General features: G+C 59.6%; 24 protein-coding genes. 7 read left to right on the forward strand and 17 right to left on the reverse strand.

Translation table 11 applies throughout. From position 1 onward, the window contains the following. Nucleotides 1-120 precede the first annotated feature (120 nt). On the reverse strand, nucleotides 121-2,343 hold the full coding sequence (gene ppk1 / locus AD668_RS26125) for a polyphosphate kinase 1 (RefSeq protein WP_053163725.1): 2,223 nt from the start codon (nucleotides 2,341-2,343) through the stop codon (nucleotides 121-123). An 18-nt stretch (nucleotides 2,344-2,361) separates the two neighbouring features. After that, entirely contained in the window at nucleotides 2,362-3,375 is a 1,014-nt protein-coding gene (gene hemB / locus AD668_RS26130) for a porphobilinogen synthase (RefSeq protein ID WP_053163727.1), read from the reverse strand. 207 nt (nucleotides 3,376-3,582) lie between these two features. On the opposite strand from hemB, the gene AD668_RS26135 reads away from it, so the two are divergent. Next, the gene (locus AD668_RS26135; protein ID WP_053163729.1) at nucleotides 3,583-4,215 is read left to right on the forward strand and encodes a DedA family protein; all 633 of its coding nucleotides are present in this window, start codon (nucleotides 3,583-3,585) and stop codon (nucleotides 4,213-4,215) included. Here the strand turns inward: AD668_RS26135 and AD668_RS26140 are convergent. Next, nucleotides 4,196-5,431 carry a sterol desaturase family protein gene (locus AD668_RS26140; protein ID WP_053163731.1) on the reverse strand — a complete coding sequence of 412 codons (1,236 nt, stop codon included), beginning with the start codon at nucleotides 5,429-5,431 and terminating at the stop codon, nucleotides 4,196-4,198. The two genes, AD668_RS26135 and AD668_RS26140, sit on opposite strands and share 20 nt — an antisense overlap. Before the next feature lie 115 nt (nucleotides 5,432-5,546). On the opposite strand from AD668_RS26140, the gene elbB reads away from it, so the two are divergent. Continuing rightward, the gene (elbB, locus tag AD668_RS26145; protein WP_053163733.1) at nucleotides 5,547-6,215 is read left to right on the forward strand and encodes an isoprenoid biosynthesis glyoxalase ElbB; all 669 of its coding nucleotides are present in this window, start codon (nucleotides 5,547-5,549) and stop codon (nucleotides 6,213-6,215) included. Nucleotides 6,216-6,301: 86 nt separating this feature from the next. On the opposite strand, the gene AD668_RS26150 is transcribed toward elbB, so the two are convergent. The 5 genes from AD668_RS26150 to AD668_RS26170 form a co-directional block, all read right to left on the reverse strand. Continuing rightward, nucleotides 6,302-6,757 (reverse strand): YaiI/YqxD family protein, encoded by a 456-nt coding sequence (locus AD668_RS26150; protein WP_053163735.1) that lies wholly within the window; start codon nucleotides 6,755-6,757, stop codon nucleotides 6,302-6,304. Between the two features lie 105 nt (nucleotides 6,758-6,862). Next, the gene (locus tag AD668_RS26155; protein ID WP_053163737.1) at nucleotides 6,863-8,758 is read right to left on the reverse strand and encodes a cytochrome c/FTR1 family iron permease; all 1,896 of its coding nucleotides are present in this window, start codon (nucleotides 8,756-8,758) and stop codon (nucleotides 6,863-6,865) included. Nucleotides 8,759-8,907: 149 nt separating this feature from the next. Continuing rightward, nucleotides 8,908-9,540 carry a homoserine/homoserine lactone efflux protein gene (gene rhtB, locus AD668_RS26160; protein WP_053163739.1) on the reverse strand — a complete coding sequence of 211 codons (633 nt, stop codon included), beginning with the start codon at nucleotides 9,538-9,540 and terminating at the stop codon, nucleotides 8,908-8,910. Between the two features lie 182 nt (nucleotides 9,541-9,722). Then, nucleotides 9,723-10,304, reverse strand: coding sequence for a mechanosensitive ion channel family protein (locus AD668_RS26165; RefSeq protein ID WP_053163741.1), 582 nt, complete (start codon nucleotides 10,302-10,304; stop codon nucleotides 9,723-9,725). Then, nucleotides 10,304-12,214: an ATP-binding cassette domain-containing protein gene (locus AD668_RS26170; RefSeq protein WP_053163743.1), complete on the reverse strand. Its 1,911-nt coding sequence runs from the start codon at nucleotides 12,212-12,214 to the stop codon at nucleotides 10,304-10,306. Before AD668_RS26170 ends, AD668_RS26165 begins: the two co-directional genes overlap by 1 nt. A gap of 50 nt (nucleotides 12,215-12,264) precedes the next feature. Here AD668_RS26170 and AD668_RS26175 point away from each other — a divergent pair, with 50 nt between their 5' ends. After that, nucleotides 12,265-12,729 carry a TIGR02444 family protein gene (locus AD668_RS26175; RefSeq protein WP_053163747.1) on the forward strand — a complete coding sequence of 155 codons (465 nt, stop codon included), beginning with the start codon at nucleotides 12,265-12,267 and terminating at the stop codon, nucleotides 12,727-12,729. On the opposite strand, the gene AD668_RS29240 is transcribed toward AD668_RS26175, so the two are convergent. After that, on the reverse strand, nucleotides 12,726-13,793 hold the full coding sequence (locus AD668_RS29240; RefSeq protein WP_082344567.1) for an AlgP family protein: 1,068 nt from the start codon (nucleotides 13,791-13,793) through the stop codon (nucleotides 12,726-12,728). The genes AD668_RS26175 and AD668_RS29240 overlap by 4 nt on opposite strands. Nucleotides 13,794-13,985: 192 nt before the next feature. Here AD668_RS29240 and AD668_RS26190 point away from each other — a divergent pair, with 192 nt between their 5' ends. Next, entirely contained in the window at nucleotides 13,986-14,651 is a 666-nt protein-coding gene (locus AD668_RS26190; protein WP_053163751.1) for an FKBP-type peptidyl-prolyl cis-trans isomerase, read from the forward strand. 58 nt (nucleotides 14,652-14,709) lie between these two features. On the opposite strand, the gene AD668_RS26195 is transcribed toward AD668_RS26190, so the two are convergent. From AD668_RS26195 to AD668_RS26225, 7 genes are all read right to left on the reverse strand, one after another. After that, a complete protein-coding gene (locus tag AD668_RS26195) occupies nucleotides 14,710-15,168 on the reverse strand; it encodes an Rsd/AlgQ family anti-sigma factor (protein ID WP_053163753.1) in 459 nt (152 codons plus the stop codon). 177 nt (nucleotides 15,169-15,345) lie between these two features. Next, nucleotides 15,346-15,897 carry a disulfide bond formation protein B gene (locus AD668_RS26200; protein ID WP_053163755.1) on the reverse strand — a complete coding sequence of 184 codons (552 nt, stop codon included), beginning with the start codon at nucleotides 15,895-15,897 and terminating at the stop codon, nucleotides 15,346-15,348. Between the two features lie 240 nt (nucleotides 15,898-16,137). Next, the gene (locus tag AD668_RS26205; RefSeq protein ID WP_053163757.1) at nucleotides 16,138-17,376 is read right to left on the reverse strand and encodes a heme biosynthesis protein HemY; all 1,239 of its coding nucleotides are present in this window, start codon (nucleotides 17,374-17,376) and stop codon (nucleotides 16,138-16,140) included. Continuing rightward, a complete protein-coding gene (locus tag AD668_RS26210) occupies nucleotides 17,373-18,530 on the reverse strand; it encodes a uroporphyrinogen-III C-methyltransferase (RefSeq protein ID WP_053163758.1) in 1,158 nt (385 codons plus the stop codon). The genes AD668_RS26205 and AD668_RS26210 overlap by 4 nt, the downstream gene beginning before the upstream one ends. A gap of 16 nt (nucleotides 18,531-18,546) precedes the next feature. Then, nucleotides 18,547-19,314, reverse strand: a complete 768-nt coding sequence (locus AD668_RS26215) for a uroporphyrinogen-III synthase (protein ID WP_053163759.1) — start codon at nucleotides 19,312-19,314, stop codon at nucleotides 18,547-18,549. Continuing rightward, a complete protein-coding gene (gene hemC, locus AD668_RS26220; protein ID WP_053163761.1) occupies nucleotides 19,311-20,252 on the reverse strand; it encodes a hydroxymethylbilane synthase in 942 nt (313 codons plus the stop codon). Before hemC ends, AD668_RS26215 begins: the two co-directional genes overlap by 4 nt. Nucleotides 20,253-20,390: 138 nt before the next feature. Beyond that, nucleotides 20,391-21,137 carry a LytTR family DNA-binding domain-containing protein gene (locus tag AD668_RS26225; RefSeq protein ID WP_053163763.1) on the reverse strand — a complete coding sequence of 249 codons (747 nt, stop codon included), beginning with the start codon at nucleotides 21,135-21,137 and terminating at the stop codon, nucleotides 20,391-20,393. Between the two features lie 453 nt (nucleotides 21,138-21,590). Between AD668_RS26225 and argH the strand changes: the two genes are divergently transcribed. Beyond that, complete coding sequence (gene argH, locus AD668_RS26230) at nucleotides 21,591-22,985, forward strand: argininosuccinate lyase (protein ID WP_053163765.1); 1,395 nt, start codon at nucleotides 21,591-21,593, stop codon at nucleotides 22,983-22,985. A gap of 113 nt (nucleotides 22,986-23,098) precedes the next feature. On the opposite strand, the gene AD668_RS26235 is transcribed toward argH, so the two are convergent. Beyond that, entirely contained in the window at nucleotides 23,099-23,758 is a 660-nt protein-coding gene (locus AD668_RS26235; RefSeq protein ID WP_053163767.1) for a glutathione S-transferase family protein, read from the reverse strand. 125 nt (nucleotides 23,759-23,883) lie between these two features. On the opposite strand from AD668_RS26235, the gene AD668_RS26240 reads away from it, so the two are divergent. Both AD668_RS26240 and AD668_RS26245 read left to right on the forward strand, forming a co-directional pair. After that, nucleotides 23,884-24,168 carry a hypothetical protein gene (locus tag AD668_RS26240; RefSeq protein WP_053163768.1) on the forward strand — a complete coding sequence of 95 codons (285 nt, stop codon included), beginning with the start codon at nucleotides 23,884-23,886 and terminating at the stop codon, nucleotides 24,166-24,168. Nucleotides 24,169-24,484: 316 nt separating this feature from the next. After that, entirely contained in the window at nucleotides 24,485-24,730 is a 246-nt protein-coding gene (locus tag AD668_RS26245) for a TIGR02647 family protein (protein WP_053163770.1), read from the forward strand. Nucleotides 24,731-24,781: the final 51 nt, after the last annotated feature.

Genomic DNA, 24,781 nt, shown 5'->3' on the forward strand with positions numbered 1-24,781 from the left:
GTTATCACGCCATGCGGTGACTGAACGTACGCCATCGCTGGCAAGCCAGCTCCTACAGAATTCGGTGAAAACAAAAATGGCGATCCCTTGGGATCGCCATTTTTTTACTCCCGGCCGGCGTTACCGCACAGTCAGGATCGGGCTGCCCAATCGCTCCAGCAAAGTAGCCTGGGCGCTGCGCGGGTTCTGGTTGCCGGTCGGCGTGTTACGGATGTAACGACCGTCCGACTGCAGGCTCCAGCTGTGCGTATTGTCGGTGAGATACAACTCCAGCTCTTTCTTGACCCGCATGATCAGCTTCTTGCCTTCGACCGGGAAGCAAGTCTCGACGCGCTTGTCGAGGTTGCGCTCCATCCAGTCGGCGCTGGAGAGGAACATTTGCTCGTCGCCGCCATTTAGGAAGTAGAAGACCCGGGTGTGTTCCAGGAAACGTCCGATGATCGAACGCACGTGGATATTGTGCGACACCCCGGCGATGCCCGGTCGCAGGCAGCACATGCCACGTACCACCAGATCGATGCGCACGCCCGACTGGCTGGCCTTGTATAGCGCGCGGATGATCTTCGGATCGGTCAGCGAGTTGAACTTGGCAATGATGTGCGCCGGCTTGCCGTCGACGGCGAACTGGGTTTCGCGGGCAATCATGTCGAGCATGCCCTTCTTCAGGGTGAACGGCGCGTGCAGCAACTTCTTCATGCGCAGGGTTTTACCCATGCCGATCAACTGGCTGAACAATTTGCCAACGTCTTCACACAAGGCATCGTCAGAGGTCAGCAGGCTGTAGTCGGTATACAGGCGGGCGTTGCCGGCGTGGTAGTTACCGGTGCCGAGGTGCGCGTAACGCACGATCTCACCGGCCTCGCGGCGCAGGATGAGCATCATCTTGGCGTGGGTCTTGAAGCCGACCACACCGTAGATCACCACCGCACCGGCCGCTTGCAGACGGCTGGCCAGTTGCAGGTTGGACTCTTCGTCGAAGCGCGCACGCAGTTCGATCACCGCAGTGACTTCCTTGCCGTTGCGCGCTGCATCCACCAGCGCATCGACGATTTCCGAGTTGGCGCCCGACCGGTACAAGGTCTGACGCACCGCCAGCACGTGCGGATCCTTGGCGGCCTGGCGCAGCAAGTCGACCACCGGGGTGAACGACTCGAACGGGTGCAGCAGCAGAATGTCCTGCTTGCTGATCACGCTGAAGATGTTCTCGCTGTTTTGCAGCAGCTTCGGGATCTGTGGGGTGAAGGGCAGATATTGCAGCTCGCGCTGACTGTCCAGGCCGGTGATGCTGAACAGACGCGTCAGGTTCACCGGACCATTGACTTGATACAGCTCCGACTCGCTCAAGTTGAATTGCTTGAGCAGGTAATCGGACAGATGTTTCGGGCAGGTGTCGGCCACTTCCAGACGCACCGCATCACCGTAACGACGCGAGAACAACTCACCACGCAGGGCGCGGGCAAGGTCTTCGACATCTTCGGAGTCCAGCGCCAGGTCGGCGTTGCGGGTCAGGCGGAACTGATAGCAGCCCTTCACCTTCATGCCCTGGAACAGGTCATCGGCGTGAGCGTGAATCATCGACGACAGGAAGACATAATTGTCGCCAGCGCCGCCGACTTCTTCCGGCACCTTGATGATGCGCGGCAACAGACGAGGCGCAGGAATGATCGCCAGGCCAGAGTCGCGGCCGAAGGCATCGATGCCTTCAAGTTCGACGATGAAGTTGAGGCTCTTGTTCACCAGCAACGGAAACGGGTGCGTCGGGTCGAGGCCGATCGGAGTGATGATCGGCGCGATTTCGTCACGGAAGTAGCGACGTACCCAGGTCTTGAGCTTGGTCGTCCAGTTACGGCGCCGGATGAAGCGGACCTGATGTTTCTCCAGCTCCGGCAACAGAATGTCATTGAGAATGGCGTACTGACGATCAACGTGACCGTGCACCAGTTCGCTGATGCGCGCCAGCGCCTGATGCGGTTGCAGGCCATCGGCGCCCGCCTGCTCACGGGCAAAGGTGATCTGCTTCTTCAGGCCGGCAACGCGAATCTCGAAGAACTCGTCCAGGTTACTGGAGAAGATCAGCAAAAACTTCAGCCGCTCCAGCAACGGGTAGGACTCATCCAGTGCCTGCTCCAGCACGCGGATATTGAACTGCAGTTGCGACAGCTCACGGTGGATGTACAGGCTGCTGTCATCCAGACCGGGAATCGCAATCGCCGGCGCTGCCACAGCAGCCTCGACGACCACGGCAGGCGGAGCAGGCTCCAGCTCCGGCGGGGTCTCGTCGATTTGCTCCACCACCGGTTGAGCGTCTTTTACGGCAACTTCAGTGAGTACTTCGGTATTCATCGAATGTTCCTGGGAGGGCTATTTTTGCTCTCGTAACAATTGAGCAGCACGAACGGCAAAGTACGTCAGGATGCCATCAGCCCCTGCACGTTTGAAAGCGGTCAGGGACTCTAGAATAACCCCTTCGCTCAACCAGCCATTCTGTATTGCCGCCATGTGCATGGCGTATTCGCCGCTGACTTGATAAACAAACGTCGGCACTTTGAATTCTTCTTTGACCCGGCACAGGATGTCCAGATACGGCATGCCTGGCTTGACCATGACCATGTCTGCGCCTTCTGACAAGTCCGCCGCCACTTCGTGCAGGGCTTCGTTGCTGTTGGCCGGGTCCATCTGATAGGAGGCCTTGTTGGCCTTGCCCAGGTTAAGCGCCGAACCGACCGCATCGCGGAACGGGCCGTAATAAGCACTGGCGTACTTCGCCGAGTAGGCCATGATCCGCACGTTGACGTGACCGGCCACTTCGAGCGCTTCACGGATCGCCTGGATGCGGCCGTCCATCATGTCCGACGGGGCCACCACCTGAGCGCCAGCTTCGGCGTGGGACAGCGCTTGCCTGACCAGCGCGTCGACGGTGATGTCGTTCTGCACATAGCCCTCCTCGTCGAGGATGCCGTCCTGACCGTGGGTGGTGAACGGGTCGAGTGCAACGTCGGTAATCACCCCCAGCTCAGGGAACTGCGCGCGCAAGGCACGGGTGGCGCGTTGCGCGATGCCTTCGGGGTTCCAGGCTTCGGCGGCATCCAGCGACTTGAGCTCCGCAGGGGTCACCGGGAACAGCGCCAGTGCCGGAATCCCCAGTTCGACCCACTTGGCCGCTTCTTCGAGCAACAGGTCGATGGTCAGGCGCTCCACGCCCGGCATCGAAGCCACCGCTTCACGACGGTTTTCGCCATCGAGCACAAACACCGGCAGGATCAGATCATCGACGCTCAGGACATTTTCACGAACCAGACGACGCGAAAAATCGTCTCGACGATTACGGCGCAGGCGGGTGGCGGGGAACAGACGGTTGGCGGGGGTAAAACTCACGGCAGACTCCTGAGCCCGCGCAGACGGGCGAGCGTGACAGTTATAAGCGGCCATTATGACGAACACATGACAGTTGTGCGCACCCTGTGACAGGTAGCCGCATTCCATTGTCCTTGTAGGAAATGTTCACGTCGAGACACATTTGGACACTTTCCTGAATGTGCCCGAAGGGTTAGGCTGCGCGTTCATTTCGCCAGCACCCAGACAATGCTCCAACAATTTCTGCATGACTTCGGCTATTTTGCCCTGTTCCTTGGCACGTTTTTCGAAGGCGAAACCATTCTCGTGCTCGCGGGCTTCCTCGCGTTCCGTGGATACATGGACATCAACCTGGTGGTGGTCGTGGCTTTTTGCGGCAGTTATGCCGGCGATCAGCTGTGGTACTTCCTGGGACGCAAGCATGGCCGCAAATTACTGGCCCGCAAACCTCGTTGGCAAATGATGGGTGACCGGGCGCTGGAGCATATCCGCAGACACCCGGATATCTGGGTCCTGAGTTTCCGCTTCGTTTACGGATTGCGCACCGTCATGCCGGTGGCCATCGGTCTGTCGGGTTATCCGCCGGGACGTTACCTGTTGCTGAACGGGATTGGTGCGGCAATCTGGGCCACTGCCCTCGCGGCAGCGGCCTATCACTTTGGCGCGGTGCTCGAAGGCATGCTCGGCAGCGTGAAGAAGTATGAACTGTGGGTACTCGGCGCCTTGCTGGTCCTGGGCGTGGTGCTATGGCTGCGTCGGCGCTTCAAGAATGCCCGCCTGGCCAAAAAGATCTACGCCGACGAACAGGCCCTGAAAGCCGAACGAGCCAAAACCGAAGGCCCTACGACGCCAGCCGAGTGAAGCGGTTTCTACAGCAGTAGAGGCCGATTCCACTCAACAGGCTGTAACTGAGCAAGCCGACCCAACCCACGGCACTGGCTGGCCATAGTCCCACCATCGGCGCCAGCCACACCAGCGGCAGGTTCGATGCCAGTCGCAATAGCTCCAGCTTCAACGCCCACGGGCGATTCTCCAGGGCCACGCCCAGTACAAACAAGCCGAACGCCACCGCTCCCCAGCCCAACAGGAGGGCGGCGGCCGGCAAGCGCGGCTCCAGATTCATCAGGTAACTGCCCAACGCAATGTAGGCGCAGAACTGCAACAGCACGTAGACCTGTTGACGCCCGTCCAGCGCCACTTCGAACTTGCGGAACTGGCTCAGGTCCGGCTTGTTCATGGGATATTTGGCCGCCACATCAGCCGGCCGCCAACCGGTGCGCATGAACCAGATTCGCAGCTTGTCCCAGGTATTTTCGGCACGCCGGGCGTCTGCCCATAGTTGCGCATAGAACTGCACATTCGCCCACACCGGATTCCAGCTCGCCAAGGGCGTGGTCACGCCGAAAATCACTGGTTCGTTGTCGTCTTCTTCCTGGAACGAGCCGAATAGACGGTCCCAAATAATGAACACCCCGCCGTAGTTGCGATCCATGTAGAGAGCGTTCTGTGCATGGTGAGCCCGATGATTGGATGGCGTGACGAAAAACCACTCGAACCAGCCGAGCTTGGGAATGTGCCGCGTGTGCACCCAGAACTGGTACAGCAAATTGAGCGCTGCGACACTGACGAACACAATCAACGGCACACCAACGACCGCCATCGGCAGATAGAAAATCCAGCTCAACAGAAAACCGGTGCTGGTTTGGCGCAAGGCGGTGGACAGGTTGTAGTCCTCGCTCTGGTGATGCACCGAATGGGCGGCCCAGAGGATATTGCGCTCGTGCCCCATGCGGTGCAGCCAGTAGTAGCAGAAGTCATAAAAGACGAAGGCCAATACCCAGACCCAGACGCTGTCGGCGGGCAGCTCGAACAGCGCCAGATGCTTGAGAGCGAAGGCGTAGGTCACCAACCCCACACCCTTGGTCAAAAGGCCCGTGGTGGTCGACAACACACCGGTGCTGATGCTGTTGATCGCGTCCGCCATCCGATAGTTGCTGACCCCGCGCCAACGATCGGCCAGCAATTCGACGGCAATCAGCACAAAGAAAAACGGCACCGCATACAGAATGAAGTCCATGACGCGCCCTGATCGGAATCTTGAGGACAGATGCTAGGTGTAGCCGCGAATTAACCCTATGGCAACGAGTGACAAATTAGTGGACATTTAACGCCATGAATCTGGAGAAAAGCCCATGAGCAAAAAAGTTGCAGTGATCCTTTCCGGTTGTGGCGTATACGACGGCGCCGAGATTTACGAAAGTGTGATTACCTTGTTGCGCCTGGACCAGCGTGGCGCGCAGGTGCAGTGTTTCGCACCCGATATCGCGCAATTGCATGTGATCAACCACCTGACCGGGCAAGAAATGCCCGAGTCGCGCAATGTACTGGTGGAGTCGGCGCGCATTGCCCGTGGCGAGGTCAAGGACATCCGTGAGGCAAACGCCGAAGAGTTCGACGCACTGATCGTTCCCGGCGGTTTCGGTTCGGCCAAGAACCTTTCCAATTTCGCCATCGAAGGCACCGGCTGCAGCGTTCAACCGGATGTACTGACGCTGACCGAAGCCTTTGCCGAGGCAGGCAAGCCGGTCGGCCTGATCTGCATTTCTCCGGCCCTGGCCGCAAAAATCTACGGCCCCGGTGTGACCTGTACGATCGGCAACGACACCGACACAGCCGCCGCGCTGAACAAGATGGGTGCGACCCACAAGGAATGCGCAGTGAACGACATCGTCGAGGACAAGGCGCGCAAACTGGTGACGACTCCGGCTTACATGCTGGCGCAATCGATCAGTGAAGCGGCGTCCGGGATCAACAAGCTCGTGGATCGCGTGCTGGAACTGACCCACGAAAACGACGCGTAAAAGCAAAATCAAAAGATCGCAGCCTGCGGCAGCTCCTACGGATACGCACCGATCCATTGTAGGAGCTGCCGCAGGCTGCGATCTTTTCAGATCTTACGGGTGAGCCGGGTCAGGATCCGATCCAGCGCGTTGGCAAACGCCTGCTTCTCACGCTCGCCAAACGGTGCCGGGCCACCGCTCACTTGGCCCTGTTCGCGCAGATCGGTAAACAGATTACGCACCGCCAACCGATCACCCATGTTCTGCGCGTCAAACTCCTTGCCACGCGGATCCAGCGCGGCCACACCCTTCTTCACCAAACGATCGGCCAGCGGCACGTCGCTGCAAATCACCAGCTCGCCGGGAACCGCGTGTTCCACCAGATAATCATCTGCGGCATCCGGGCCGCTCGGCACTACGATCAACTTGACCAGCGCCAGACCCGGTTTGATCTGCGGTTGCCCGGCCACCAGCACCACTTCGAACTGACGCTTGAGGGCGAACTTCACTACCAGGTCCTTGGCCGCCCGGGGGCAGGCGTCGGCATCGATCCATACGCGCATCATGTTTTCCTCTGTTGAAAAGCATCGCGGGCAGACTCGCTCCCACAAGGTTAACGCTAATCCTGTGGGCGAGCCTGCTCGCGATTATGAGCGTAGCGAATGCTGTTAAGCCGTAACCCGCCGCTTCTCGGCCACCCAGCTACGACCATACAACACAACGATCGCTACGATCGCCACAGCCTGCGCACTCAGCGAATACGCATCCGCGTGAATCCCCAGCCAGTCGAACTCAATGAACGGCACCGGCCGCGTGCCGAAGATTCCGGCCTCTTGCAACGCCTTCACGCCATGCCCGGCGAACACCACCGACAACGCGCACAACAGGCCGGCGTTGATGCTGAAGAACAACGACAGCGGCAGCTTGGCCGATCCGCGCAAAATCACCCACGCCAGACCGATCAGCAGCACCAGCGCCGTAGCGCCACCGGCCAATACCGCGTTATGCCCCGCCGGACCTGCCTGCAACCACAGGGTTTCGTAGAACAGAATCACTTCAAACAACTCGCGGTACACCGAAAAAAACGCCAGGGTCGCAAAGCCGAACCGTCCGCCGCCGCCCACCAGGCTGCTCTTGATGTAGTCTTGCCAGGCCGCTGCGTGGCGACGGTCGTGCATCCACACGCCCAACCACAGCACCATGACGGCGGCGAACAATGCCGTCGCGCCTTCCAGCAACTCACGCTGTGAACCGCTGACATCGATCACATAGGCTGCCACCGCCCAGGTCGCCAAACCTGCGACCAACGCCAGGCCCCAGCCGACGTTGACGCTGCGTACCGCCGATTGTTGGCCGGTGTTGCGCAGGAACGCCAGTATCGCCGCCAGCACCAGGATCGCTTCCAGCCCTTCACGCAACAGGATCAGCAGACCGGAGATGTAGCTCAGGGACCAGCTCAAGCCATCGCCACCCAACAATCCGGCTGAGGTTTTCAGTTTTGCCTTGGCCGCATCCAGTCGCTGCTCGACTTCGTTCACCGACAAACCGTCCTGCAACGACTGACGGTAAGCCATCAAGGATTTTTCGGTGTCTTTGCGCACATTGGCATCGACATTGTCGAGAGAGCTCTCAACCAGTTCGAAGCCTTCCAGGTAAGCCGCTACCGACAGGTCATAGGCCTGATCGTGATCACCGGCACGATACGCCGCGATACTCTTGTCCAGGGTAGCGGCGGTGTAATCGAGCAATTGCGCCGGTCCACGTTTGACCTGTGGAGGCTGCGCTCTTTGGGCACGGAATGTCGCCGCTGCTTGCGGCCCTTCGGCGGCCTGCACTTCAACCGGCGTCTGACGGGACAGGTCGGCGATGTTGTAGATTTTGTCACCGTTGACCGCAGCCACTTCGGCACTGAAGCTGGCGATATAGGTCGCCAGGTCCCAGCGTTGACGATCGTCAAGCTGATCAGCAAAAGCCGGCATATCCGTCCCCTCCACGCCCTGGCCCACAGCACTGTAGATCGCGTAGAGGCTCAGGCGATCCAGACGCGTGGCATCGCGCAGATTGGATGGCGGCGGGGTCAGGCCGACACCCGCCGGGCCGTCGCCGGCACCGGTGTCACCGTGGCAGACCGAACAGTGCTGGGCATATAGCGGCGCACCGCGGGCGGGATCAGGCGTAATGATCGGGGCTTGGCTGACCTCATAGGCCACGGCCAGCTTTGCGCCCAGTTGCCGAGACTGCCGGGCTACTTCGGCGCCCTCCTGACGAGCGGCGACTGCATTTCGCAGAATGACCACGCCCTGCTCCAGAGCGGCTTTCTCCGGCTTGGCCGGCATGGCCTCGACCAAGGCCTGCAATGCCTTGATCGACTCTTGTTGGGCGCGGTAATCGGCCTCATTAATGATGCTTCCAGCCTGCACCGTGTCCGGGTAGTCCGCGCCGATGTAATCAAGCAAGTGCAACGCCTGCGGCGCGCCATCAACGGGATCGGCCAGCAATTGAAAGCTGCATGACGCAAACAGCGGCAGCAGCAGCCAGGCCAGTAAACGGGACGGCGCAATCATGAATGAATCTCAATTGGAAATACGAAGTTACATATTGTTAACGCCTGCCGGGTTTCGCTCAAGCTTTGTTAGCGATTCATCCTCACCAGGGTGCTGATTTCCAAACAAAAAAGGCGACCGTCAGGGTCGCCTTTTTTACTTGGATGTTTTTACACGGCGGCTTTTCGCAAAGTTGCCATGAAGGCCGCCGCACCGATGAACAACCCGGCGAACGTCCGGTTCATGCGCTTTTGCTGTTTCGGTGTGCGCAATAGACGTAATACTTTGGAGGCCAGGCCGGTGTAGCCGGCCATGACGATCAAGTCGACGCAGATCATGGTGACGCCGATGATCACGTACTGAATCAGCAGCGGTGCATGCGGATCGATGAACTGCGGCAGTACCGCGAGCATGAACACCAGCGCCTTGGGGTTACTGATGTTCACCAGAAAACCACGGAACACCAGGGCCAAGGGCTTGCCGATCTGGCGAACCGCTGCGTCATCGCTCATATCGCTGGGCAGCGCGCGCCATTGCTTGATCGCGAGATAGACCAGGTACGCCACGCCGAACCATTTGATCGCATGGAAGGCCGTCGCCGACGCCGTGAGAATCGCCCCGACACCGGCACCGACAATCGCAATTTGTACCGCTAGACCCAATTGCAGGCCCAAGGCGTTCCAGTAACCGCGCCAGAACCCGTATTGCAGACCGCTGGACATCGACGCAATGGCGCCGGCACCAGGGGAAAGACTGATCACCCAGCAGGCGGCAAAGAACGCCAGCCACGTTTGAAGCTCCATTGCACACCTCGACTCAGACTCGTGACAGATGTCTAAGCTAATGCGGCTTTGGGCCCATGACTACCGATTTTTTGTAGGAAAAGGGAATGCTGATGGTCGAAAACAAAGATTGCAGCCTTCGGCAGCTCCTACGGGAAAACACGTTCCAATGTAGGAGCTGCCGAAGGCTGCGATCTTGAGGGCTACTTCTCAAATCCGCTGGAAGGAAACACATCCGTCCCGCGCCAACGCCTGACCGAACGCTGAAAGAACAAGCTGTTGGGCACTTGCACCATGGCGCTGCCGGTGCCGAGTTCCTCGGCCTCGATCAATGTGGTGTAGAGCAGATTGATCGCAATCACGCGCCCTTTCACGCCCGGCTTGTCAGTGGTATCCACCAGTTCGACCACGTCGCCCAGCCGGAACGGGCCGACGGTGAAAATCAGGATCGCGCACAGTAAATTGGAGAGCACGCTCCACATGGCGAAAAACGCCACCGCCGCGACTGCGACAAACCCCGACAACGCCGTCCAAAGCACCGTGGCCGAAACCCCGAGACGCTCCAGCACCAAAATCAATGCGCTGCCCATGATCAGCCAGCGCAGGCCACCGCGCAGCGGCATCAGCAACTGCGGCGGAAACGGATAGCGCTCGCCGAGACGGGTCAGGCATTTGGCGACGAAACGCTGGGCAACGTAGCCGGCCAGCAGGATCAACAGGATTTGTACGCCGAGCCAGATCGGCTCCACCCACATGGCGGGCAGGGGCAGCTTGAAGGCGTCCATCAGGACAGCGCCTCCAGCTCCGCCTGCATGCTTTCCAGCAGTTCGAGCGCTTCCATCCAAGACTCTTCCAACTGCGCCTCACGTACCTTCAGCCTGGCTTGTTCGGCCAGCAGGTCACGCAATTCGTTTTTGCGCGCCGGCTCGTAGATATCGCTGTCGCCGAGACTGGCATCGATCTTCGCCAGTTTTTCGTGAAGCTTGCCCAGCTCGACTTCAAGCTTGTCGGCCTCGCGCTTGTGCGGCGCCAGTTGCTGACGCAACGCAGCAGCGGCCTGACGCTGGGCTTTCTTGTCAGTCTTGTCCGGGTTGACCGGCGTGTTGCTGACCGGCGCATTGCGCTGGCGATACTCCACCAGCCAGCGGGTGTAGTCCTCCAGGTCGCCGTCGAATTCCTCAACCTTGCCGTCTGCCACCAGATAGAAATTGTCGGTGGTGCTTTTGAGCAAGTGGCGATCGTGAGAGACCACCAACACAGCACCACTGAACTCCTGCAGGGCCATGGTCAGCGCCAGGCGCATTTCCAGGTCCAGGTGGTTCGTCGGTTCGTCGAGCAGCAGCAGGTTCGGCCGGTCCCAGGCAATCAACGCCAAGGCCAGACGCGCCTTCTCGCCACCGGAGAAATTCAGCACCGGCTCATCGATCCGCGCGCCACGGAAGTCGAAACCGCCGAGGAAGTCGCGCAGGGTCTGTTCGCGCTCGGTCGGCGCCAGACGTTGCAAGTGCAGCAACGGGCTGGCCTTGGAGTCCAGAGAGTCGAGTTGATGCTGGGCGAAATAACCGACCACAGTGTTCTCGCCACGGGTCAAGCGCCCGGCCAGAGGCGAAAGCTCACCGGCAAGGTTCTTGATCAGGGTCGATTTACCGGCGCCGTTCGGACCAAGCAAACCGATCCGAGCGCCCGGCGTCAGTTGCAGCTTGACCTTTTCCAATACGGCTTTGTCGCCGTAGCCCAGGCGAGCATCGGACAGATCAATCAGCGGGCTGGAAATTTTCTGTGATTCACGGAAGACGAAATCGAACGGCGAGTCGACGTGGGCAGCGGTCAACTCTTCCATCCGCTCCAGCGCCTTGATCCGGCTCTGGGCCTGACGGGCCTTGGTGGCCTGGGCCTTGAAGCGGGCGATGTAGCTTTCCATGTGCGCACGTTGCACCTGCTGCTTCTCGTACGCCTGTTGTTGCTGGGCCAGACGTTCGGCACGGGCACGCTCGAAAGCGCTGTAGCCACCGCGGTACAAGGTGATCTTGCGCTGATCGACGTGGGCCACATGATCGACCACGGCATCGAGGAAATCCCGGTCGTGGGAAATCAGCATCAAGGTGCCGGGATAGCTCTTGAGCCACTCTTCGAGCCAGATGATGGCGTCGAGGTCCAAGTGGTTGGTCGGTTCGTCGAGGAGCAGCAGGTCCGAAGGACACATCAAGGCCTGCGCCAGGTTCAGACGCATCCTCCAGCCACCGGAGAAATCTCCTACCTGGCGATCCATCTGCTCGTTGGTGAACCCCAAACCGGCCAGCAACTTGCGGGCACGGGCATCGGCGGTGTAACCGTCGGCGCTATCGAGCTCGGAGTGCAGGCGGGCCTGAGCGGCACCGTCGTGGGCCGCTTCGGCTACTGCCAGGTCACGTTGCACCTGACGCAGGCGCAGGTCGCCATCAAGCACGTAGTCGACCGCCAGGCGTTCGAGCGTGTCGACCTCCTGGCGCATGTGGGCGATACGCCAGTCGGCCGGCAGGAAGCAATCACCAGAGTCCGGGTGCAGTTCACCCCGAAGCAGGGCGAACAGGCTCGATTTGCCGGCGCCGTTGGCACCGATGAGGCCGGCTTTCTGGCCGGCGTGCAGCGTCAGCTCGGCGTCTTCTAGCAGACGTTGCGGGCCACGCTGTAAAGTCAGGTTCTGAAGTCGAATCATAATGGCGGCGGAGTCTACCAGCTTCGCTCGCAACTGGCGCGAGTAGCACTATGTCCTCTGACCTGTGGAGCTTTTCCCTGAGCAGTTACGCCCGACCGGGCGTTGAACAGGCCTGCCTGCAATTGCAGTCGGCGGGCGTTAACGTCTGCCTGCTGCTGTGCGCTGCATGGCTGAGCCGGCGAGGAGTCGCCTGCAATGAACAGCGCTTGCAGCAACTTCGCACTGTGGCCGAGTCCTGGGACGCCGACGTGGTTCGGCCGTTACGAGCCTTGCGCACGCAGTGGAAAGCAGCGGCGTCGGAAGACGTCGATTTGCATACTTTGCGTGAACAAGTGAAGGCGCTGGAGCTGGAAGCCGAGCGACATCTGCTATTGCGACTGGAACGATCGGCACACAATTGGCCGCAGGATGAGGCGACCGATCTCTCGGCCTGGCTTGAAGGTGTGGCGGCTGGCGCCGCCCACCTGGACCGCGACGCGCTGCATCAACTGCGCGTCGCGGTAACCGGCACTTAGGAAGCGCTGGTCGGGGAGGTCACTGCTGCACTCGGAGCAGACGCCGGCGTTGGTGCTGGCGTAGCTGTCGATGGGGTGGATGCCGAGGCAGGTGCTGCGGCTGGAGCCGGAGTAGCAGGCTTGGCCACAGGTGCTGTGGCTGGCTTGGCGGCAACCGGCTTTCTCACTGCCGGTTTGGCAGCTGGTTTTGCAGCAGGCTTGGCGGCAGGTTTAGCAGCGGCGGGTTTCGCAGTAGCTGTTTTAGCGGCTGGTTTTGCCGGTGCTTTGGCAGCAGGTTTGGCCGCTGGCTTGGCAGCGGTTTTGGCCGCAACAGGTTTGGCGGCAGGCTTCGCTGCAGGTTTAGCGGCAGCGGTTCGTGCTGCTGGTTTGGCAGCAGGTTTGGCGGCCGGTTTTGCAGCAGGTTTCGCAGCGGCAGTTCGAGCAGCGGCTGGCTTGGCGGCAGAACGAGCAGCGGCAGGTTTTGCGGCCGTGGTTTTAGCCGCAGGTTTGGCGGTGCTGGCAGCGGCAGGTTTTCTTGCTGCCGGTTTTGCAGCGGGCTTGGCGGCGGCAGTTTTCGCTGCTGGTTTGGCAGCAGCAGTTTTTGCAGCGGCAGGCTTGGCCGGTGCTTTTGCAGCAGCCGGTTTGGCGGCGGCTTTCTTCGCAGGGGCCGCAGCAGGTTTGGCTGCACGCAGGGACAACGCCTTGCCGACAGCTTCTTGTACACGACCAACGCCCTGGGCCAGTTTCAGGCTTTCCTGAGCATCGCGCTTGAGTTGCAGAATGTAGGTGCGAGTTTCCGATTGACGATCCTTGAGCGCATCAAGCAACTCCTCGAGATCGCCTACTGCGCCTTTGGCCTTGGCTTGCGCCTTGGCTTTTCCAGCGGTTGCAGCGTCCTGCAATTTGGTGCGGGACTTGTGCAGTTTTTCTTGGGCTTTACCGCGTTGCTTTTCCAGTTTGGCGAGCAATTTCTCAGCATCAGCCAAGGCTTCGGAACAAGCGGTTTCCAGATGCTCGAGCAGGCTGCCCGAGAGTTGTTGGAGCAGGTGCAATGGAGTATTTACTGGCTTCTTGGTGGCCGACATGGTTTACCTCCTGGCTGAAGTGAGTGCGGCTCATACTAGACCTCTGCAGCAACCGCCGCTAGGGCATGTTGACACTATCGAAAGCGCTGTGTTGCAAAGGACGGAAAAACTTCTGCGTCGACGTAAAAGCAGTTCACCGCTGCGCGCAATCTCACTGGCATAATCGCGCGCAATTCAGGTCGGAGAGAGCCCATGTCGCGCTACTTTTTTTTATCGCTGTGCGTGTTCTTTTCTGTGGCACATGCCGCCGAAACCACGCGAGAAAATGAGGCTCACGATCTTGCTTACAGCCTGGGGGCGAGCCTGGGTGAACGCTTGCGCCAGGAGGTTCCCGACCTGCAACTTCAGGCGCTGATCGAAGGCCTGCAACAAGCCTATCAAGGCAAACCTCTGGCACTGAAAGACGAACAGATCGAACAGATCCTGACCGAGCACGAAGCCCGGATTGCCATGCAATCAGCCGAACCGCGCAGCGAGGCGGCCATGGAAAAAGAACAACGTTTTCTCGCTGAAGAAAAAGCCAGGCCGGGCGTTCATGAACTGGCGGATGGTGTATTGCTGACCGAGCTTACGGCGGGCAATGGTGCGACGGCCGGACCCAATGGCAAGGTGCAAGTGTTGTACATCGGTCGCTTGCCCGACGGCACGGTATTCGACCAGAACAACCAACCACAATGGTTCAGTCTCGACAGCGTCATTGCCGGATGGCGGAGCGCGCTGCAAAACATGCCCGTCGGTGCAAAGTGGCGACTTGTGATTCCTTCGTCTCAAGCCTACGGCGCCGACGGTGCCGGTGACGTGATCGCACCGTTCACACCACTGGTGTTCGAAGTCGAGCTTCGTGGCGCTACCAGCTGAGCGGGCATAAAAAACGGCGCGCCCTGGCGCACCGTTTTTGAGTCTCGCGTGAAGCGATTCAGGCTTGAACCGAATCGACTTCCTTGTGTGCGGTATGCAGCACTTCGATCAGGCAGTCTTCCAGTTCAAAGCGCTCGTGCAACAGTCCGCCCAGCTCCTTGAACTTCTCGGCGACACATTTGCCTTCATCGCAAAGGTCATTGAACGCGAGAAGCTTCTCGGTGATGACATCGATACGGGGATAGATCGTCTCGGCGAGTTCCAGCCCACGTTTGTCGTTGAAGGCCTTGGCCTCCCCCGTCAACTGTTCATAAATTTCGAAATGCCCGGCTGACACGTAGTCGACCAGCACGCCGCAGAACTCCTGCAAGGGCTTTCGGTTCTCGCCCAGCGCCTCAGGCTCTGCACCGAGCTTGTCGTATGCATCGATCAGCTCTTTGCGCTCCTGCAGCCAACGGTCGATCAGCAGGTGCACTCCACCCCAGCGTTCCTGAGCATTCTGACAACTTTCGAGCATGGTGATCTCTCTTCCCTTGTGGGTCAGCTGCTCTATGCCCGCTCGCCTCTTGTAACGTCGGTGGGCGGTCAGGCAGAGCGTCATCGAGCAACATAATTCCAATGACACGTGCGGGCCAGATTATGCCCGCACGACACTGGCTTCAAGGTACGCAGACGATAATGTTCATACAAGTGTTTAATCACTGATAAGCGTTCGGCGCGACGAGTCGCCGCTAAGCGGTCGTTGACAGCGGATCCGAACTCCGCGCCACACCTGCGAAACAGCCAGAATCATCATCGCAATAAACAACAGCAGGCTCCATTCCGTGATGCTTAAATCGAACAGCGTCCAGGAAATTTCCACACAGTCAGACGTACCATCGAACATCTTGCGCACAAATGACACCCAGGATGTATTGGCGTACAGGTCATTCAAATTGGTTGAGCATGCCGTTAAATGATTCAGAGGATTGCTTTGCAGCAACACCTGTCGCCATGCCGTGACAGTTCCCGCCAGGCTGCAAACAAGCGTAAGCAGCCAGTAGAGGCCATTCCCTACACGACCGGCACCATGAATTGAAGCCATCAGACAGCAGCCGGTAAAGAGTGCCAGGCAAAAGCGTTGTAACAGACACAAGCCGCAAGGCCGCAGACCAACGACATATTCCAGATAATAGGAACCGCCCAACGCCAGAGCACCGGCGATGAAAGCCATGAAAAACAAGGAGCGTGAGCGGGCCAAAATCATGGCTTTTCCGTAAAAGTTGAGACAGACAGTTACGGTAGAGGAAAGCGTGAACGCGTTTCAAGGCTGGTTGCCAGAGACACTTCACCACAGGTGTAGGGAAATCCCGACGCAGGTGAGGGGATTAAACGTAGTCCTTTGTAGGATTTTGCTGAAGACCACCCAGAAAAAGGAAACTGCCTGCATTTTGCACTTCTACAGCAGCTGGCGCGTGCCTCGCCAGTTGCTGCAAAAAGACGCGCTTCAGACGCGAACCGGCAATGGTAGCGGAGCCGCCAACAGACGCTCATCCAACAAACCGAGACCTTCCTGAAAAAGCTGATTGCTACGTTCGGCGTCACCCATTTGCGCCAGCAGGCGCGCCAATTCCGCGCAGGCTTCGGGATTGCGCTCCACGCGCAAGCTGCTTTCCAGATAGTCCCGAGCCTTGCCCCACAAACTGTTTTGCAAGCATAGCCGGCCCAAGGTCAACAGAAGGCTGGGATCCGCCGGATGATCCTTGAGCCAACCTTCGGCGGTTTGAAGCTGACGAGCCGGATCGCTGCCGCGAACCAATCCATAGAGACGCGCCAAGTGACTGTTGTAGTTGCGTTTGAGCGCGGTACGCAGGACTTCCTCGGCTTCAACCTGGGCTCCCAGTTGGCGCAACTGCTCGGCATAGGCCAGCACCAGCTGCGGCTCTTGTCGTTGTGCCGAAGTCAGCTGTTTCCAGGCACGATCGAGTGACTGTTGACCAACCGTTCCGTCCTCGTCCGTTTGCGCTGCCAGAGACAGGTTCGCACCCCAGGCCCGACGCTCCAGCTCGGCAAGTTCGGCGGCCGGCAGGACCTTATCCTTGCGCAGCTCCGGCAACAGGCGAATCACTGCCGACCAGTCGCCGCGCTGCTGGTGCAGGCGCTGCAACTGACGCAGGGCCTGCGCGTTATGCGGATGGCGTTCGCGCATCGCTTGAAGGGTGGCCAGAGCGCCTTCGGTATCGCCGCGATCAGTCTGCAATTGTGCGTGATTCAACGCGATGGCCAGTTCGGCCTGGGGTTGACGCTCAAGTGCGCGCTCCAACAGATTGTCGCTTTCCTCGTAATGCCCTTGTTCGTTTGCGGCCCGGGCAGCACCGAGATAATAAAGCAGCGGCTGGCGCTCGGCTTCAGCAGCCCGGTAGAGATGACGTTGCGCGCTGGCCCAGCGACCTTCAGCCAGATCCAGTTGACCGTGCTCAATCGCCACCTGCACCCGACGGCTGCGATTACGCCGAGACCATGGGTTGACCACGCCACTGGAGGTCATTACCAGTTCGATCAGTGCCTTTATGCCCCAGATGACCAGCCACAGCACGGCCACCAGTGCCAGGGTCGCCCACAGGCTGGACTCAAATCGGAAAGACTTGTAGGCCACCAGCACGTAGCCGGCGTGCTCGGCAATCGCCAACCCCAACGCCGCTGCGACAGCAATGGCGAGGAACACGATCACATAGAGGCGTTTCATGGCGTGGCCTCCTGCGCGGCGCTCGCGGCTGGTTTTGGCAGCGGCTTGATGGAATCCTCGGCATTCACATTGCGCCGCTCCAGATACCCTTGAACCGCACTGAGCGTGCCCGTCAGGTCAGGCGTGACCACAGTGACCGGCTGCTTGCTCAACTCAGCCACCTGCTCCAGCATGACTTTGCTTTGCGGGTTATCCGGATTGAAGTTGCCCTTGAGTACGTCCCGCGCTTCATCCAGCGCCTGGGTGTAGACTGCGGCCTGACCATTGAGCGCAGCCCATTGTGCCTGCTCCATCGCCAGGCTCAGCGCCAGGCGAACCTGACTCAGGCTCTGGCCCGCCAGCAGAGGTCGGACATTCTTGTCGGCGTTGAAGTCGATGCGGATGTAGCGCGAGATCTGATCCCACCATTGAGCCCAGCGACTGGCTCCGTCGCCATCGGCGGTCAGGCCGAGCAACGAATCGCCACGGTCTTTATATTCCGGAGCCAGCTCAGTGAGACTGATCACCTGATCACGCAGTGCCCCGATGCGCAGGAACAACCCGGTGCGATCCGGCTGTTCGGTGCTGCGCAAAGCCACCAGGGTTTTGGCCACTTGCTCGCGTGCGGCGAAGGAGCCCGGGTCATTCTGCTCGCGCAGAATTTCATCAGCGCCCTGTACCAGCGCCTGGGCGCTGCTGATGTCTTGCAAGGCGGACAGTCGCAGGCTGGCCAGACGCAACAAGTGCTCGGCCTCGGCCAGACGCCAGTCCTTGCGGCTGGCGCCCAGGACAGTTTCCAGACGCTGGTTCAAGCGCTGTTGATCGCCCTGCAGCTGAGCGACAAGTCGGCTACGCGCTTCCAGCTCATCGGCCTGAGGCAGCTCCGCCAGCCGCGCAGTCAAACGCTCTTCATTGAGTTTCAGGCTTTGCGCCTGATCGTTCAAAGCCTGAACCTGACTCAACTGCTGCTGATTATTGGCTTGCAGGTGCCGCACCTGCCAGACACCCCAGCCACCCACCGCGACACCGGCGGCGCCCAGCAGCAGCGCGACGATTGCCAGCCCATTGCCTCGGTGCTGCACTGCAGCAGGCGGCGGCATGTCATCGCCAGGTACATCAACCGGTGCATCGAGCACTGGCTGCACGTCATCTTTAGGCAAGGCTGTTTCGCTCACGTATCCATCCTTTGCATTAAAAAACGGGTACGGGATGCTCCCGTAACGCCGTCAGCAAAGCCGCGGCACTCGCGCCGCGACAATCCACAACTGTTTTGGCCCCGGCGGCACGCGCCAGCTCGGCAACCCTGGGACTTGGTACAAACAATGGCAATCGCGCCAACTGCGGCCAGGCATCGCCTGCCAATTGGTACAGGTGCTCAAAACCTTGTCCACTGCTGACCACCAGCCCGTTCAGGCGTTCCGCCTCGATCCTTGCAGGGAGTGCTGCTGGCGGATATTTCGGCAGGTCGCGGCGGTACACTTCCAGATACTCGACACTAGCACCAAGCTCACGCATACGCTCAGCCAGCAATTCGCGCCCGCCTTCCCCACGCATGATCAACACTCGCGGATCCGGGCCGGCGATAGCCTCGCGCAATTGCGCCAGCGTCAGCAAGGCCTCACTGTCATCACCTTCTGCCGGAAAGCTCACATCCAGGCCGCGGTCTTGAAGCATTTGCGCCGTCGCTGCACCCACACTGAACCACTTGATGCGCGGAAGTTGTGGCCAATGCCGATTCAATAATTCGACACCGATTCTCGCCGCCGGCTTGCTGACCACAATGACCGCACAGTATTGATCCAGCGCCTGAACCCTCAGGAGCATTGTGTCAGTGACCGCCATCGGCACGATGTCCAAAAGCGGCAGACTGCTGCTGAAAACCCCCTGCCCGGCCAGCAAGTTGCTCAGCGCCATCGATTCATCGACGGGCCGCGTCAGCAGCAAGCGCCAACCGGTCACTCGTGACCTGCCTCGCCGTAAACCGCTTTGAGGATGTCGTCGGCACCCTGACTCAGCAAGTCTTCTGCCACTTGCACACCCAGCGCCTCGGCATCGCCACGCGGAGCACGCGCTTGAGCACTGAGCAGCAGGCCACCGCCCGGATCGCCCACCAGGCCACGCAACCACACTTGCTCACCCTCAAGTACGGCGTAGCAGGCAATCGGCACCTGGCAGCCGCCATTCAAATGTTTATTGAGGGCACGTTCGGCAGTGACGCGGGTGGCAGTGTCCTGATGATGCAGCGGCGCAAGCAGCGCATGAATTGCGCTGTCAGCGCTGCGGCATTCAATGCCCACTGCGCCTTGGCCACCGGCCGGCAGGCTGTCATCGACACTGATGGTCGCGGTGATGCGGTCTTCGAAGCCCAGGCGAATCAGGCCGGCAGCCGCCAGAATGATCGCGTCGTATTCACCGGCGTCGAGCTTGGCCAGGCGAGTGTTGACATTGCCCCGCAGGAAGCGGATTTCCAGGTCCGGGCGGCGGGTCAGCAACTGAGCCTGACGGCGCAGGCTCGATGTGCCGACAATACTGCCTTGCGGCAAATCATCCAGACTGGCGTAGGTATTGGAGACAAAGGCATCGCGCGGGTCTTCACGCTCACAGATACAGAACAGACCCAGGCCTTCAGGGAAGTCCATCGGCACGTCTTTCATCGAATGCACGGCAATATCGGCTTCGTTTTCCAGGAGCGCGGTTTCCAGCTCCTTGACGAACAAACCCTTGCCGCCAATTTTCGACAGCGGCGAGTCGAGCAGCTTGTCGCCGCGACTGACCATGGGCACCAGCGTCACGAGCAGGCCCGGATGGGCCGCTTCAAGACGGGCTTTGACGTATTCGGCCTGCCACAGGGCAAGCGCACTTTTGCGGGTGGCGATGCGGATCTCGCGAGAGGACATGGATCAATCCGTACTGAATAAATGCGACGGATAATAACAGCTCAGCCAAATCCACTTTGACTTGTATCAGATACTGCGCGGCCTCCCTGGCCCCGGATGTCCGGAAATCGGGTGTTAAATACGCCTGCGGCCGGCGAATTAAAGCTGCTGCATCATTTTTCGCACGCCGGCCACATGACGCCGACTGACGATCAATGCATCGCCGTTCAGGCCTTTGAGAAACAGCTGAAAATGCCCGAGCGGTGTGCGTTGCAATCGCTCGATACGTTCACGCGCCACCAATGCATTGCGATGGATTCGCACGAAACGGTCGCCGAATTCGTCTTCGAGCGCCTTGAGCGGTTCGTCGAGCAGGACTTCGCCGGCCTCGTGACGCAAAGTCACGTACTTGTGATCGGCAATGAAGTACACCACCTGATCCAGAGGAATCAGTTCTATCCCTTTACGGGTTCTGGCGCTGATATGGCTGCGCGGGCCGCTGCCACTTTCGGCAGCAGGGCGGGTCAGGGCCGCGAGCTGGGCGCGATTGGGACGCTCGGCTCTCTTCAACGCATCATGCAATTGTTCAGTTCGCACAGGTTTCACCAGATAGCCTACGGCGCTGGCCTGTAAGGCTTCCACGGCAAATTCATCGGGGCCCGTGCAAAACACCACGGCGGGCGGGGTTTCGCGTTCGCACAGTCGCGCAGCCACTTGCAGGCCATCGAGGCCTGGCATACGAATATCGAGCAAAACGATATCCGGTTTGTGGCTGTCGATCAGTGCCAACGCCTCTTCACCATTCGTGGCGCTTGGCTCCAGGACATTGTATCCCTCCAGCTCGCCGACCATTCGGCTCAGGCGCTCGCGGGCCAAGGGTTCGTCATCAACGATCAGGACATTCATATTGCGCTGGATTCCTGCGTGAGTCTCGCACAAGGATAGCGTAGACAGGTGGAGTGACGTCCGTCACCGCGATCCACGCTAAGACTAGCGCGAGCGTCAAAAAGTGCCGCTGGTCCGGCGGCTAAATTTTCGTCTGCCGGGCAAATGGCGGCCCAGGCCCGCATCGGCGATGCACCGCCACAGGGTTTGCTGATACGCAATATGAACCCCCTCTTCTTATAGTAGTAGTCAGCCTCCGCACCGAAAAGTGCGCTGATCCCTACTGTCCAACTGTAGACGGTTGCAGGAGTGATATTGCTCAAATGAAAAATATCGTCTGGCAAAATTGCGCAGGCTCATGGTTACAACCCGAAAAAAACGTGTCGACCAGTGTCAGCGACAGGATTGGCAACCCTGTTATTATCCGCGCCAGCGTTCCACGCCTTCTTACTTCAAGCCGAAACGAGCGAATTCATGAGCACTGACAAGACCAATCAGTCCTGGGGCGGCCGCTTCAGTGAACCCGTCGACGCCTTCGTCGCCCGCTTCACCGCCTCCGTCACTTTCGACCAGCGCCTGTATCGCCACGACATCATGGGCTCGATCGCCCACGCCACCATGCTGGCCAAGGTTGGCGTGCTGACCGATGCCGAGCGCGACAGCATCATCGATGGCCTGAACACCATCCAGGGTGAAATCGAGGCCGGCCAGTTCGACTGGCGCATCGACCTCGAAGACGTGCATATGAACATCGAGGCGCGCCTGACCGACCGCATCGGCGTGACCGGCAAAAAGCTGCACACCGGCCGCAGCCGCAACGATCAGGTTGCCACCGATATCCGCCTGTGGCTGCGTGACGAAATCGACCTGATCCTGAGCGAAATCACCCGCCTGCAAAAAGGTCTGCTCGAGCAAGCCGAGCGCGAAGCCGCCAGCATCATGCCCGGTTTCACTCACCTGCAAACCGCGCAACCGGTGACCTTCGGCCACCATATGCTGGCCTGGTTCGAAATGCTCAGCCGCGACTATGAGCGCCTGGTCGACTGCCGCAAGCGCACCAACCGCATGCCACTGGGCAGCGCTGCACTGGCCGGCACCACCTACCCGATCGACCGTGAGTTCACCGCGCAGCTGCTGGGTTTCGACGCAGTCGGCGGCAATTCGCTGGATAACGTCTCCGATCGCGACTTCGCTATCGAATTCTGCTCGGCCGCCAGCATCGCGATGATGCACCTGTCGCGCTTCTCGGAAGAACTGGTGCTATGGACCAGCGCGCAGTTCCAGTTCATTGATCTGCCAGACCGCTTCTGCACCGGCAGTTCGATCATGCCGCAAAAGAAAAACCCGGACGTGCCTGAGCTGGTTCGTGGCAAGACAGGCCGCGTATTTGGAGCGCTGATGGGCCTGCTGACCCTGATGAAAGGCCAGCCTCTTGCTTACAACAAGGACAACCAGGAAGACAAGGAACCGCTGTTCGACGCCGCCGACACCCTGCGCGACTCGCTGCGCGCCTTTGCCGATATGGTCCCGGCGATCAAGCCCAAGCACGCCATGATGCGCGAAGCGGCCCTGCGGGGTTTTTCAACCGCCACAGATCTGGCTGACTATCTGGTGCGACGCGGCCTGCCGTTCCGCGACTGCCACGAAATCGTTGGACATGCCGTGAAATACGGCGTGGACAGCGGCAAGGATCTGGCAGAAATGAGCCTGGAGGAACTGCGCAAGTTCAGCGACCAGATCGATCAGGACGTGTTTGCCGTGCTGACCCTGGAAGGTTCGGTCAATGCCCGCAACCACATCGGCGGTACTGCGCCAGCGCAGGTGAAGGCTGCGGTAGCCCGCGGCCAGGCATTACTCGTCAGCCGCTGAAGCTTGGCAGGGGCGTCGCACCGCACACTCCCCGGGTTTGATTCAAGCCCGTAGGAGCAAGCGGTGCGGCGATTCAACTTGCCCGCGAATGTGTTATTGACGCGCTACAAGACCTATTTCTTCCCCGCAATCATCGCCATGAACGCGGGCATCCCCGCCTCCTTGTCCGCCGCCACTCGCTGCACGTTCGGGTTTTGCCCCAGACGCTCCAGCAACGCCTTGGCTGCCGGCAAGTCGGCCAACAGGTCGATGCCAAACAGCTTCTTGGCGACCCCACACGCCAACGGCACGCTGTACAGGAAATACAGATCCGCCACGCTCAGGCTGTCGCCCGCCACGTAGGGGCTGAATTTTCCGTGCCTGCCCAATGCTGCCATGCCGAGCTGCAACTCAGCCTTGGTCTTTTCCTTGATCGCCTCGGGTACCTTCGCGCCAAAAAACGCTTCGGGGTAGCAAGCCCGACCCGGCAGTTCGATATACAACTCGATTTCCCTGGCCAACGCGAGAACCTGTGCGCGTTCGAACGGATCACTCGGCAGCAGCGGCGTACCTTTCTGGCTCTGCTCGATGTATTCCAGTATTACGCTGGTTTCGTTGATGAAACCCTGTTCGACGTGCAAAACCGGGACCTTCCCGCGCGGGCTGATCGCCAGCGCTTCGGGGCTGGTGCCTGCATAAAACGGCACCTCTTCAAACGGCAGGCCTTTTTCCAGCAGAGCCAGTTTGACCATGTTGTAGTAGTTACTGACAGAAAAACCGTAGAGCTTGAGCATCACATAGCCTCCAGGCCGTGCGGGGGTGGGCAGTGGCTGTTTATAGAACGCTTCAGGGTTTCTTGCCAGCAGCATCACGCGCCTGAATGCGGGTAGACTGGCCGTCTTTCTCCAAGGAGCCTGCCATGAGCGAGCCAACCGATATCGACAACGACGAAGAAGAGTTCGCCGAGAGCACCCTGATCCAGGCCATCGAAAACCAGATTGAAAGCGACAATCCGCCAGCGGCCAAGGCGACGTTCAACAAGCTGACCCTGGTGGGTTACGAGCGCGAAGAAATCCTCAATCTGATGGCTCATGTACTGGCAGTAGAAATCGACGCGATTCTCGAAGAAGACCGCGCGTTCAATACCGAATGGTACGAAGCAGCGCTGCGCGCATTGCCCGAATTGCCGCCGGAAAAGAAGTAAGCATCGACGCCGATCACTGTGGCGAGGGAGCTTGCTCCCGCTCGACTGGGAAGCAGTCGTAAAGCTCTTGGGGCCGCTCCGCGACCCAGCGGGGTCAAGCTCCCTCGCCACAAAATGCCTATCCCACACAATTTGTTGCCAATCCGTCCGGTTGCCAGTCAGCCCGCGACTACACTGATCCCACCCCAGTGAATTACGTTCCGCCGGGGAACGTTGCCCCCATCGAAAAAACCCTGTCGCGAGCACTGGACATGCCGCGCAAGTGGGCTCACCTTAGGGGCGCTGTCGTCCAATTCCTAGAAAGTCTGGAGTCCTTATGTCGCTTACCCCTGAGTTGGTTGCCGAACTGGAAGTCCTCGCACTCTTCAACCTGGACAGTTCCCAGGAAGGTCTGAAGATTCATCAGACCGCTGCCCCGAAACACATTGCCGCCGCCAAACGCCTTTTTGAAAAAGAACTGACCGACCAGCCTGATGGCGGTTATCTAACCAGCCTGGGTCGTGACGCCGCGCAAAATGTGCAAACCGTGCTGACCATTCTTAACGCCGAAGAAACAGCCTGAATTCTGCCCCATCGCCCACGGAGACCCCGATCCTGGGATTTCCGCGGGCAT

Origin of the sequence: Pseudomonas sp. P1.8 (assembly GCF_001269805.1) — a bacterium.
In the GTDB taxonomy this organism is placed as follows: domain Bacteria; phylum Pseudomonadota; class Gammaproteobacteria; order Pseudomonadales; family Pseudomonadaceae; genus Aquipseudomonas.